Below are 12,795 nucleotides of genomic sequence, written 5' to 3'. Positions count from 1 at the left end.
GCATATCGAGCACGGCAACGCCGGACGCCTCAGTCGCCGCACACCCTGCGGTACGGCACCTCGTGCACGTACGTCTGCCACTGAGCCCGCGTCAGCTCGCGCTGTCCCGGCCGCGCGCACACCGATTCGACCGCCCTGGCCGGGTCGATGGTGTAGCGCTGGAGAGGCACGTGCGCGCTGCCCGCGTACACCGTGCCGCTGTCCGCGCCGAACGCCACCGTGTCGATCGCGTCGCCGGGTGTGGTCAGCGGTCCGCCGAGCGGCTGGTGGGTGGCGATGTCCCACAGCTGCAGACTTCCCGCTTCGCCGCCCACCGCCAGCGTGCGGCCGTCGGGGCTGATGGCGAGGGCGCTGACGGCCTCGGAGGTGTCGCCGGTGATCTCCTCGTCCATGCCCTCCGGGAGCGCGGGGAAGACGTTCGGCAGGGTCCCCTCCCGCTGCCGGAGCTTCCCGTCCCACAGCGCCACCCGGCCCGCCTGGTCGCCCGCCGCGAGCCGCGAACCGTCCGGAGCGAAGGCGAGGGCGCCGATCTGATCACCCTGGACCAGGTCACTTGGGGTGGCCTTGCCGCCGGGCAGAGCCACCGTGCGGTTGTCCCCGACCAGGAGCCCGCCGTCGGGACGGACGGCCAGGTAACTGCTGGACAGGCCGGTGAGGACGGCCGTCCGGCGGTGGCGGGCGATGTCCCAGGTCTCGTTGCTCAGCTCGCCGATGGCCGGTGTGCGGGCGAGGTGGAGCGTGCGAGCGTCCGGGCCGAGGGCGATCGTGATCACCGCCCCGACCGACGTCTGCGCCGCCAGGTCCAGCGTCGTGCGGACCCGGCCCCGGGTGACGTCCCAGATCGTGAGGCGCTGCGGGGACGCCTCGTAACCGGGCGCCGAGACGGCGTACGCGAGCGCCTTGCCGTCGGGGGTGAAGGCCAGAAGGGGGAGAGTGTCCTTCGGGCGTACCGGCCGGGAGGGGTCGCGCGATACGGGGAGCGGCGTGGGCGGCAGTGTCCTGAGCAGTCGGTCGCGGGTGTCGCGCAGCTCGAAGCGGTAGGTGTCGCCGGTGCGTCGCACGGTGGCGAGGGTGCGGCCGTCCGGGCTCAGCGACACCCTGTCCAGTGGCTCGTCCTGCCAGGCGGACGTCACGGCCGTCGCGAGGTCCAGGGTGTGGACCGTGCCGGCCTCCAGATAGCGCAGTGCCGGGTGGGCGGGGTCCCAGGCCAGACCGCCGAGGTGCTGGTTGTTGAGGGAGTGCCGGAACACCGGGTTGTCGACGCCCAGCCGCCACACCCTGATCTCCTCCCCGTCGGCGGTCGCCAGGAAGTTCCCGTCCTTGCTGAAGGCGGCGTACGTCACTCCCGTATGGGGGAGGTCGGGCAGCTGCTCCCCCGAGCGGATGTCCCAGACCCGCACGCCGCTCGGGAGCACCGCGGCGAGCCACCGTCCCCCGCCGACCACCAGCTGCAGGCGCTCCTGGCTGCAGACGTCGCCCACGCGTTCCCAGCGCCCGTGCACCGCGCGCCGGTCCGTGAGGTCCCGCACCTGCGGCGCGCCACTCCCGGGTGGGCAGAGCGCGATCAGCCGGCCGTCGTCGCTCGGCACCGTGCCGTCCGACTCCGTCTCGAACAGCAGCTTCCCGTCCGCGACCGAGTGCACCTCCACCCGGTCGTCCTCCGCACTGCCCACGGCATACGTGCTCTCGGCGAAGTCCACGGAGGACCACGCCGGCAGCCGGTCACCGACCCAGCGTCCGGCAGCGGTGTCCCACAGCCGAACCCCGTCGCCGTAGCCATCCCCCTGGATCGCCAGCAGCCGCCCGTCCGAGCTCGCCCCGACGTCGGTGCCGGCCTCCGGGAGCCGCCCCTCGGCGATCGGCCGGTGTCGTGCCACGTCCCAGGTCCGCCAGGTGCGCCCCTCGACGCTGAGCAGGGTGCGACCGGAGTCCGTCAGACGGCGGAAGGGGCCGGCGCCCGGTGCCGGGTCGCTGAAGGTGTCCAGTTCCTGCTGGCCGAGCGAGCCCAGCAGCGCCCGCCGGGTCTCCGGCAGCTCGGACACACGCCAGGCGGCGACGCCCAGCAGCTGTGCGGTGCGCGGGTCGGTCGTGCGCAGGCCGTCCGCGACGGCGGCGATGCGACGGGCCTCGTCGTCGATGCGGCGGAGCTCGTTGTCCCGGCTCTGGGTCCAGGCGGCCAGACCGGCGACCAGCGCCACCGCGAGGACGGCCGACAGCACGCCCACCGCGGCCCGCGCCCGGCGCGTCGAGCGGGCGGCAGCCCGGCGTTCCGCCTCGCGGGCGGCCAGCGCGGCGGTGAGGAACTCGCGTTCCGGCGCGGTCAGGGAGTAGTCGTGCTCGGGGTCGGGGAACAGCTCCGCCACCCGGTCCAGGCGGGTGCCCCGGTACAGGGCGCCGGGGTCGCGGTCGTGCTCCAGCCAGACGCGGGCGGCATCGGTCAGCCGACGGTGGTGGCGCAGCCGCTCGCGGTCCTCCTCGATCCAGCCGCGCAGCCGCGGCCAGCAGGTGATCAGCGCCTCGTGGGCGAGCTGGACGGCGTCCTCGTCGACGGTCAGCAGCCGGGCGCGGGCCAGCCGCTCCACCGCCGGGGGCACGTCCGGGCACCCCCACTCCTCCCGCTCGGTCCGGGTCAGCGGCCGCCGGGTGTCGGGGGTGCCCTGGCCGGGCTCGACCATCCGCAGCAGCAGCCGCCGGGCGGCGTCCGCCTGCTCCCCGGTGAGCTGCCCGTACGCCTCCTCCGCGCTCGCGGCGATCGCACCGCGCACCCCGCCCGCCGCCTCGTACGCGGCCAGGGTGAGCACCCGGCCCTTGCGTCGCCGCCAGGTCTCCAGCAGGGCGTGCGAGAGCATCGGCAGCCCGCCGGGCTCGTCGAGGACCTCCTCCACGATCCGCGCGGTCAGCTCCCGCTCCACCAGGAGCCCGACCTCCTGCGCCGGCTTGACGACCGCCTCGCGCAGCTCGTCCGCGGTCATCGGGCCGACCAGCAGTCCGGCGCCGCACAGCGTGTCGGCCAGGCCGCGGTGCTCGCCGCAGCGGGAGTAGAAGTCGGCCCGTACGGCGATGAGCACCCGCAGCCGGCTGTCCGGGTCCCGGGCGGTGAGCAGCAGGTCGATGAACCGGGCGCGCTCGGCCCGGTCCCGGCACAGGGTGAAGAGCTCCTCGAACTGGTCCACCACCACCCAGCTCTCCGGCTCGTCCGCCGCCGGGGCCAGCAGATGGCCGTACCTGGTGGCAGGCCGGTCGCCGGGCGTGAGCACCCGCAGCACCGCCGGACGCCCCTGGTCGGCGATCTCCTGCTGGAGCCGGGGTATCAGTCCGGCCCGCAGCAGCGAGGACTTCCCGCTGCCGGAGGCGCCGAACACCGCGGCGAACCGGTGCCCGCACACGAGCTGCAGCAGGTCCTCCGTCAGACGGTCCCGGCCGAAGAACAGCCCCCGGTCGGCCGGCTCGAACCGGGACAGGCCCCGGTAGGGCGGCGCCGCGTCCTCGTCGTCCTCGCGGACCTCCCCCGCCGCCTCCGCCTCGGCGTCCTTCCACCGTGGCTCCCACTCGTCCGGGTCGCCGCCGCAGGCCCGTACATAGCCCTGGACGACGGCGAGGGACGGCAGCCGTTCACCTGCCGCGGCCTGCGACAGCGTTGTCGCGGAGAAGCCCGCCGTCTCGGCCATCTTCCGGTACGAGGGGTTCCCCGCGGCCTTGCGCAGCTCCCGCAGCTCGTGCGCGAGCCGCGGCACGGGACCGGCCGTCGGGTCCAGCGGTCTTTCCGGGCGCCCCATGCGCACACCTCCGTATGACCGGCGAAAGGGACACGAGCGCGACGAACGTACAAGCCGCCCGGTGACGCCCAGGTTTCCTGCGGGTGACGTGCGGGCGATGCGCCATGTGATGTCCATCAACCAACCTCCGCCTACGAGATTGATTGACCTGACAAAAGGGACGTGGAAATCAGCGTTCCGGTTGCGAGCGTCGCTGGGGCAAAGGCCGTGAACGCCGCCGATGGTGCGGGGGCGGGCCGCGGGCAGATCCTTTCCGGCGCCCATCCCGCCGGGGCAGCGGTGTTCCTCCGGGCACCGGCACCGCCCCCGGGTCAGCGGGCTCCGGGCGGGGACCGCCGCGGTCGGTTCGGGGGCGGGGCGCAGGGCGTAGGTGGCTCTTGGCCGGGTTCAGGACGCGGGCGCTCACCACCGAGGGATTGATTGCCCTGATCGGACGGGCTGCCGATCAACTCTCCGGCTGCCAGCCTTGGATCCGTGGCCCTCATCCCCCCGAGGGGCACACCCCGGCCGGCGACCTCTCAGCCCCCCTGACGAGTCCCGGCCAACCGAGGCGCCCGTGTTCTGCGCGGGGCTCGGGCAGACAGCCGCCGGTGGACACCCCCCGTCCACCGGCGGCTTCTGGCGTGGCCCGGGCGCCGCGCGCTCGTCAGTGCCTGACGTGGCCCACGAAGGCGACGTACGCCTCCGGCGAGAGGGTGGGGGTGCCGGCCTCGGGGTTCTTGGGGTCGCGGACGGCGATGCAATCCCCTTCCGCCCACGAAATTGATTGACCTGACAAAAGGGACGTGGCAATCAACGTTCCGGTTGCGAGCGTCGGTGGGGCAAGGATCCCGGCACCCCGAACTCCCGGAGGACAGCGCATGTCCCATACCGACGACACCACGCTCCCGACGCTCCCGGAACGGGAAGCACACGAACAGCCGACCGCGGCGCCGCGGCAACGCACCCGCAAGGTCACCATCGGCTCGGTCGTCACCACCCTGGTGCTGTCGATCTTCGCCACCCTGCTCGGGCCGCTCGGCGTGCTGTCGAGCGCGAACGCCGCCGACGGCCACATCACGTGGAAGATCGGCGACAGCGACCCGAACAGCCCCACGAGCTACGTCCAGGTCGTCAAGGCGATCCGCAACGCGGTGAACGCCCAGGACCCCACGGTGCCGGGCGCCGGATACCAGGTCATGCACACGGACACGACTGCCAGGCAGACGTATGTCGACATCGACGTCGAGGACGCGTACAGCGACGCCTACGTACGCGTACGGATGCGCGCCTCGGACATGTACCTGATGGGTTGGTGGGCGAACGACGGCCGGTATCACTACGCCGACGACAGCCAGGCCTCAAGCAGCAACAGCACGCCTGCACCCTTCGACGAGGACTACGGGAGTCTGGAGCAGAAAGGCGGGACCACGCGCTACGACGTGACGTACAGCGAGGTGAGCCTGAGCAACGCGGTGCACTCGCTCCTGAAGGCGGGCGACGACAGGGACCAGGCGCGAGCGTTCCTGATGATGGCCCAGACCCTCGCGGAGGGGTCCCGCTTCCGCCCGATCGCCGAATTCTTCCACCTCGCCTCCGCTCCGAACGTGCAGGAGACCCGCCTGCCCTGGCAGCTCGTGGATATGGAGAACAGCTGGGGCCAGTTGAGCGAGCGCTTCAACACGCAGATGAAGAACCAGCAGAGCGAACCGGCCTCGTCCGCCCTGTGGATCTGGTCCTTCAACAGGAAGACGGGTGAGTGGGTCAAGATCTTCCTGAACGACCCGAAGACGTTCGCCGCGTACTGCCTGCTGATCGCCCTCGGTAAGTACGTCCCCAAGTCCGGCTGAGACACAGGCCGCGAAGCGGCACCGGGCCCCCACGGCGTGATCCCCGTGGGGGCCTCGCGCTCGTCAGCGCCCGACGTGGCCCACGAAGGCGACGTACGCCTCCGGTGAGAGGGTGAGGGTGCCGACCTCGGGGTTCTTTGAGTCGCGGACGGCGATGTGGGGGGTGAGGGGGGCGACCTCGACGCATTCGCCGCCGGTGTTGCCGCTGTAACTGGACTTACGCCACGGGACGTTGACCAGTTCCGGTGTGCTGTCCATAACGCTCCTCCAGTACGCCCTTGATCAGTTCCGCCGAATCCTCCTCGGAGAGGGCGGCTCCCTGCAAGCCAGCGTAACGAAGGGCGGCCTCGCGAATGGTGTCCGCGTTGGCCGTCATGTGGCCCGAAATCAGGTCTTCGGTGTAGACGACGTCCGGGTCGTCGTCAAAGCGGAGGAGAGTGAACGACCCCGCCAGACTCACGTGTTCACCCACCCGGAAAGGCAGCACCTGGAGCTGGATCCAGCGCTCGTCCTGGAGACCCAACAGGTGCTGGAGTTGCTTCCGCATGACCTCCGGGCCCCCGATCGGGCGGTGCAGCACCGCCTCGTCGAGCACCACCAACGTCAGGGGCGGGTGCTCCCGCTTGAGGATGCGCTGGCGTTCCATGCGGGCGGCGAGCAGTTCGTCGAGCTTGTCCGGCCGCCCCGTGGCCAGCACGGCACGGGCGTACTCCTCCGTCTGCAACAGCCCGTACACCAGTTGGCACTGGTACGTGGAGATGTACGTCGCCTTCGCTTCCATGTCGGCGAACGGCTGAAACCACGTCGGCAGTTGGCTTCGCAGAACCAACCCCACCAGCCTCGAAAAGCACCCGTCCGTCAGCAGCGCCGCATCCGCCCGCTCCGCGAACTCCCTGGTCGGCACCTTGTGGGCGGTCTCGATCTGGCCCACCAGGGAGCCGGTGCAGAAGATGCAGTCGCCCAGCTCCTGCTGGGACATCCCCGCCGACTCCCGGTACCGGCGGAGCTCGGAGCCGAAGTAGTCCAGCGGCGAGGCGGTGGGGTCGAGTTTGCGGATGTTGGGCATGCGGCGGTCACCCCCAGGTCAGAACGCGGCGCGGCGTTCATTTCGGTCTGTGGCCGAGCGTAATCACATGACTCCACTCTGATGACATGAATCGCGTAACTGCCTCTCACGAGGGAGGACTTGGCGCCCGGTACGGCACCGACTTCGCCCTCGGTGAGCACTCCGCCCGGCACCTGCGCCGCGTCCTCCGCCGGTATCTCGCCGCCTGGGAGATGGACGACCTCTACGACGCGGCGTCCCTCGCGCTCACGGAGCTGATCGCCAACGTCGTTCGCCACTGTCCCGACCGGCGTGCCGCGGTGCTGATCCTGCGGTTGCCGGAGGGGCAGGGACTGCGCGTCGAGGTCACCGACGCGAGCGCGTGCCCGCCGCTGTCCACAGCTGTGGACGAACTCGCCGAGGGCGGGCGCGGAGTGGGGATCGTCGAGGCCGTGACGGACCGGTGGGGGTGGGTTCCCCTGGCCGACCGGCCCGGCAAGACCGTCTGGTTCGAGTGCGACGGCAAGGCCGCGGCGCAACCTGAGGTGAACGGCGAACGGCGGGAGAGGAACGGGTGTTGACGCCACAAGGAACATCCCGCCGAAACACCCAGGACGATTGATCGCCCTGTTCAGGACATGCCGCCAATCAACTCCCCGCACTCCAGTCTCGGTCTCGTCCCGCCGGAATCCCGGCAGAACGAGCCAAGCGAACCACTGGAGCACCCCACATGTCTCAGACAGCCAAGCCCCGCCGACGGTCCCGCCTCGCCAAGGCCGCCCTCGTCCTGGGCAGCGCCGCCGCCCTGATCGTCGGTCTTACGGGCAGCGCGAGCGCCGAGGTCCTGAACCCGCTGCCGTGGAACGCGAGCACGTTCCAGAACAAGTACATGCCGCTCTTCGACTACGACACCGACGGCTGCTTCCCCGCGGCAGCGGTGGACGCGAGCGGACACCTCAACGGTGGCCTCAACCCCAGCGGCTCGATCACCGGCGGCTGCCGGACCGACCACCTCGGCAGAGCCAACACGTACTCGCAGTCCCTGTGCAGAAACGGCTGGTGCGCCTACGTGTACGCGCTCTACTTCGAGAAGGACCAGACGCTCAACGGCGCCGACGCCTTCGGGCACCGCCACGACTGGGAGTGCGTCGTGGTCTTCCAGAAGCAGGGTGAGGAGCGCCCCCGTTACCTGGCCGCCTCCCGGCACGGCGGCTTCAGCACCCACCCGATCAACGAGGTGCCGATGGACGGCAACCACGTCAAGATCGTCTACCACAAGGACGGCGCGAGCACGCACGCCTTCCGCTTCGCCGGGTGGGGCGAGGACACGGAGGCCTGGGGCCCGGGCAACCACTGGGACACCCCGGCCCTGGTCACGATGGAGCAGATGCCCCAGGCGCCGCGCGACGCCCTGTGGAACTCCCAGTGGGGCAGGGCCAACTTCCCGCTGACCAACAACCTCGTCAGCAACATCAACAAGGCCAAGCCCGACGAGGTCCCCTGGTTCTGACGCACGGACCGGCACCGAGCAGCCCCCGGCGGGGACACCCCCCTGTCCCGCCGGGGGCTTCCTCTCGCTCTCACCCGTCTCTTACACCCCGCTTCACCCGGCTGTCAGCGCCATGACCTAGCCTTCGATCACTCACGGCGGTACGCGTGCCCAGCCCTTTGCCAGCCCTTGGCTCCTGCCGCGTCCGCCCTCACGTCTTTTTCGTTCCGGGGGGTTCGAAACAACCGTGCGCAGACGCACTCTTCCGGCTACCGCGACGGCGCTCGCGGTCCTCTTCAGCTCGGTCGCGCTGGTCGCGACCGGCGCCGGGTCGGCGGCCGCCGACTCCACCGCTCCCCTGTCCCTGAAGTCGACCGGCGACATCGTGGTCGACGGGCTCCACCAGCGGGTCTTCATCAGCGACCCGACCGCCGGCCAGGTCGTCGTCACCGACTACGCGGGCAAGCTCGTCGGCACCGTCGGCTCCCTGCCCGGCGTGCGCGGCCTGGAGCTGTCGCCCGACTCGGGCACCCTGTACGCGGCCGTGGCGGGGGCCGCCGCGGTCGTCGCCATCGACACGGCCACCGCGGCGGAGGCCCACCGCTTCTCGACGGGCACGGCCGGCCCCAAGTACGTGGCCCTCACCGGCGGCAAGCTCTGGTTCAGCTACGGCTCCGGGGGCGGCGGCAACATCGGCTCGCTCGACCCGACCGGCACCGACCCGGCCGTCGCCCTGGACCAGAACACCGGCCGCCTCTTCTACGAGGCCCCGATCCTGGACGCCTCGGCGGGCGCGCCGGGCACGCTGGTCGCGGGCGCGGTGGGCCAGAGCCCGGCGTCACTCGCCGTGTATGACGTCTCGTCGGGCACGGCGAGCCAGACGGCGTACGCCTTCGACCCGGGCAACACGGGCGGCGGCAACCTCGCCGACCTCGCGGTGACGCCGGACGGCAAGGACGTGATCACGGCCAGCGGCGCCCCGTACTACCAGGCGGTCTACAAGCTCTCCGACCTGTCCTCGGACGGCAAGTACGTCACCAACACCTACCCGAACGCGGTGGACATCGCCCCGAACGGCGACGTCGCGGCGGGCACCGACTCCTGGTACGACCCGGACGTACACGTCTTCAAGCAGGGCGTGTCGACGCCGGTGAAGCAGTACGACTTCCCCAACACCGGCACCGACAGCGGCTCCGACACCCTCGCCGCCCGGGGCCTGGCCTGGGCGCCGGACGAGAGCAAGCTGTTCGCGGTGTCGAAGAACAACAACGACGCCTACTCGCTGCGTATCTTCGACGCCCCGACGAAGACGGCCACCACCCTCACGGCGAACGCCCCCGCCACGGCACCCCGAGCCAAGCCGCTGACGGTGACCGGCTCACTGACCTCGTCGTTGCCGTTCCCGGCCGGCACCACGGTCTCCGTCACCCGCACCGACGACGAGTCCCCGAGCGGCAAGGCCCTCGGCACCGCGACCGTCGCCGCGGACGGCTCGTACTCCTTCACCGACACCCCGCCGGCCGGCGGCAAGGTGACGTACACGGCTACCTACGCGGGCGACGCGGACCACGCGGGCGCCACGGCCTCCCGCTCGGTGACCGTCGCGAAGACGGCGACCACGCTGACGCTGAACAACAACCTCAAGGTGTACGGCTACGGCAGCACCGTCACCTTCACGGCGCATCTCGGCACGACGTACAAGAACCGCACGGTTGAGATCTGGGCGGACCCGTACGGCTCGGACAAGCCGAACGCGCTGGTGAAGAAGGCGACGGTCGATGCGAACGGCAACCTCGCCGCGAGCGTGCGCCTGACCCGGGACACCAAGGTCAGCGCGAAGTTCACGGGTGACACGCGGTACGCGGCGAAGACGACGATCAACACCGTGTACACCAAGGTGGCGATCTCGACCTCGCTGAGCGGCTACTACAAGACGGCCACGGCCTGGAACGCGAAGTACTACTACTTCCGCCAGTCCAAGGACCCGATCTACGACACGACGATGACGATGTACCCGGGCCGCAAGTACCAGTTCCAGATCGAGCAGTACTACAGCGGGGCCTGGCACACGACGGGGAGCGAGTACTTCGGCCTGGACAGCTACGGCAAGGACTCCGTCCTCCTGGAGGACAACCCGCCCACCGGCGTCCGCTTCCGGATCCGCTCCTCCTACATCGACACGGCGTCGGGCGACAACGTCAACGCGACGACGTACGGCGGTTGGAAGTACTTCACCTTCACCAGGTGACGCGGCGGCGGCTCAGCTCTGTGTCTGCAACTGCTGCAGCTGCTGGAGGACGTTCTCCAGAGCGCCCTGCCGCCGTCCCGGCACTCGGCCCCGTAGCTCCGCGAGCACGGGGCCGAGCTCGCGCGCGGGGGCAGCGTCCTTGATCTGCCCCCACTGGTGATGGGCCCGGTCCACCGCGGCCTCCACCGCGGGCGTGTCCGCGGCCTGCCCCGCGGAGAGCCGCGCCGAGGCGACGGTCAGCCAGGTACGGCAACTGCGCACCGGATCCCCCACCAGCATCGCCAGATCGGCCCGCACCTCGATCCAGTGCAGAGCCTCCTCGGACGCCGGCCCATGGGCCCGCAGAGCAACCTGCTCATAGTGCGCGGCCAACGCCTCGGCCTCACCGTGCCGACCTGACTCGACGGCGGTGGCGATGGCGGCGTGGGGGTCGTTGGGGGTGGGGGGTTGGGAGGGGGGCGGGGCGGAAGGCCCGGCGACGGGCTGGTCGAAGGCCTGGGTGGACGGTTGGACGAGGGCCTGCGTCGAGGGCTGGGCGGCTCGCTGTGCGGGGCCTGGCGGGAGGCTCTGGGCCAGGCTGGGCTGCGGGCTCTGGGTTGGGCCTGGTACTGAGCCCGGTGCCCGCATTTGCGCGGGACTGTGCGCAGGCATCGGGGGAGCGTTCAGAGGGGTCGTCGGAGTCGGCAGAGTCGACGCAGGGTTGCCCATGGGGGGTTGCGCGGGGCTCTCCGCAGCTTCCCGCGGCAGAAACCCCGCCGGGAGCTGAGCCGGGAGTTGCGTGTGACTCTGCGCGGGGTAATGCGGCGGGACTTGAGCGGAACCCAGCCCCGAGACCTCCGCAGGGATCTCCGGAAGGCTCTGCGACAGGACCTGCGCGGGAGGCTGCCCGGGGAACTGCGCAGAACTTTGCTCGGAGTCGTGCGCCAGGACCTGAGCAAGACCCTGCCCCGAGAACTCCGGCGGATTCTGTGCAGGAGCCTCCCCCGAGAACTGCGCGGGGTTGCGCCCAGGGGTGTGCACGAGGCCCTTCGAGGATCGCGGCACAAGTTCCGCGGGAAGCTGCCCAGGACCTAGCTCGGAGTCGTGCGCCAGGACCTGAGCGGGGCCCGACCCCGAGCCCCCGGCAGGGCTCTCCCGGGGCTCCTGCGGCAGAACCTGCGCCGGTTCCTGCCCCAGGATCGGCGCAGGGATGCGGGCAGGATTCTGCGCGGGGCTCAGCGCCGGCATCGGGCCGGGGCTCTGCGGGAGTTGCTGCGGCTGCACCTGTGCCGGAGCCTGCGCGGCGGTCTGGGGCGGCACCTGCCCCGACCCCACCGAGGACCCCTGAGGCAGAAGCTGCACCGTGCCCCCCGCAGGCGACGGCAGGACCTCGGCCGAACTCGCCGCGGGCGACTGAGACTGACCCTGCGCCGGACCCGCCGCAGGCGACTGAGGCCCAACCCGCACCGGGCCACCGCCCGCCGGCCCCTGCGACAGCACCCCCGCCTGAGCCGACACCTGCCCCGCCCCCACCGAGGACCCCTGAGGCAGAAGCTGCACCGTGCCCCCCGCAGGCGACGGCAGGACCTCGGCCGAACTCGCCGCGGGTGGCTGAGGGTGAAGCTGTGTCGGACCGCCCGCGGGACTCTGCGGCCGGACCTGCACGGGAGCCTGCCGCGGGGCCTGGCCCGATACCGGCATCGGCACAGGCACCTGAACCGGCATCTGAACCTGCACCGGCGCCTGCGCAGCGCCCCGTGCGGGGAACTGTGCCGGGGCGTGTGCTGTCAGCACGATGTCCGTGCCGACGCCGCCCTCGGGGGAGATGCGGGTCAGTACCTGCTGGTGGAGTTGGTCGAGGGGTGGGCGGTGGCCGCTGCGGAGGATGGTGGCGAGGGCCTTCATGTACGTCGGCACGGCCACCGTGCGGCGGCTCGGTGGTGGGGCGACGCGGCCGTAGACCGTGGTGTTGCGGCCCGAGTCAAGGGCGTTGGCGCGCAGCCACTCCCAGGTCTCCGCGTCGGCGTGCAGGTCGAGGAAGATGGACGTCGAACCCGGTGCGCGCAGGCGCAGTTCCTCGCGGATCCACTGCCAGGGGAACCCGGTGTAGCGGACCGTCGCGGGGGTCGTGCGGGCCAGCGCCAGGTGGGGAAGGTGCTGGCGGCGGTCCAGTTGGAGCTGGCCGGTGACGAAGACCGTGAGCGGGGCCTGCGCGGCCGCGGCCGCCCGCAGGCGGGTGAGGACGGCCTGCGGCTCCAGGGGATCGGCGAGTTCCACCACGTTCGCCGTGTCCGTCCCGGACAGCACCGTGGGCGCGACGGCGGCGAGGACGGGGAGCACGGAGGCGGCGTCCACCAGACAGCCCTTGCCCGCCGGTGCGGCGGCCAACAGCAGCACGGTTCCGGGCATCGGTCCCTCCCCATCCCCCG

7 protein-coding genes and 1 pseudogene are annotated in these 12,795 nt (G+C 71.5%); 4 read left to right on the top strand and 4 right to left on the bottom strand.

Annotated elements, in window-relative coordinates; all coding sequences use genetic code 11:
* Positions 1-29 precede the first annotated feature (29 nt).
* Positions 30-3,776, bottom strand: a complete 3,747-nt coding sequence (locus tag EJ357_RS23870; RefSeq protein WP_126393599.1) for an nSTAND1 domain-containing NTPase — start codon at positions 3,774-3,776, stop codon at positions 30-32.
* An 860-nt stretch (positions 3,777-4,636) separates the two neighbouring features.
* Between EJ357_RS23870 and EJ357_RS23860 the strand changes: the two genes are divergently transcribed.
* Positions 4,637-5,605: a ribosome-inactivating family protein gene (locus tag EJ357_RS23860; protein ID WP_126393598.1), complete on the top strand. Its 969-nt coding sequence runs from the start codon at positions 4,637-4,639 to the stop codon at positions 5,603-5,605.
* Positions 5,606-5,668: 63 nt separating this feature from the next.
* Here the strand turns inward: EJ357_RS23860 and EJ357_RS23855 are convergent, their stop codons facing one another.
* Positions 5,669-5,863, bottom strand: a complete 195-nt coding sequence (locus EJ357_RS23855) for a DUF397 domain-containing protein (RefSeq protein ID WP_126393597.1) — start codon at positions 5,861-5,863, stop codon at positions 5,669-5,671.
* Positions 5,823-6,671: a helix-turn-helix domain-containing protein gene (locus EJ357_RS23850; RefSeq protein ID WP_126393596.1), complete on the bottom strand. Its 849-nt coding sequence runs from the start codon at positions 6,669-6,671 to the stop codon at positions 5,823-5,825. Before EJ357_RS23850 ends, EJ357_RS23855 begins: the two co-directional genes overlap by 41 nt.
* Positions 6,672-6,757: 86 nt before the next feature.
* Between EJ357_RS23850 and EJ357_RS23845 the strand changes: the two genes are divergently transcribed.
* The 3 genes from EJ357_RS23845 to EJ357_RS23835 all read left to right on the top strand — a co-directional run bounded on the left by EJ357_RS23845 (position 6,758) and on the right by EJ357_RS23835 (position 10,387).
* Positions 6,758-7,231, top strand: a complete 474-nt coding sequence (locus EJ357_RS23845; protein WP_126393595.1) for an ATP-binding protein — start codon at positions 6,758-6,760, stop codon at positions 7,229-7,231.
* A 149-nt stretch (positions 7,232-7,380) separates the two neighbouring features.
* Positions 7,381-8,160 (top strand): NPP1 family protein, encoded by a 780-nt coding sequence (locus EJ357_RS23840; RefSeq protein ID WP_126393594.1) that lies wholly within the window; start codon positions 7,381-7,383, stop codon positions 8,158-8,160.
* Positions 8,161-8,386: 226 nt separating this feature from the next.
* Positions 8,387-10,387: an Ig-like domain-containing protein gene (locus EJ357_RS23835; RefSeq protein ID WP_126393593.1), complete on the top strand. Its 2,001-nt coding sequence runs from the start codon at positions 8,387-8,389 to the stop codon at positions 10,385-10,387.
* 12 nt (positions 10,388-10,399) lie between these two features.
* On the opposite strand, the pseudogene EJ357_RS23830 reads toward EJ357_RS23835, so the two are convergent.
* Positions 10,400-10,825 (bottom strand): annotated as a pseudogene (locus tag EJ357_RS23830) (hypothetical protein); the annotation flags it as partial.
* Positions 10,826-12,795: the final 1,970 nt, after the last annotated feature.

It is taken from the genome of Streptomyces cyaneochromogenes (assembly GCF_003963535.1).
Taxonomy (GTDB): domain Bacteria; phylum Actinomycetota; class Actinomycetes; order Streptomycetales; family Streptomycetaceae; genus Streptomyces; species Streptomyces shaanxiensis.
The sequence above is the reverse complement of the archived record's forward strand: the minus strand, read 5'-3'. Positions and strand labels throughout refer to the sequence as shown.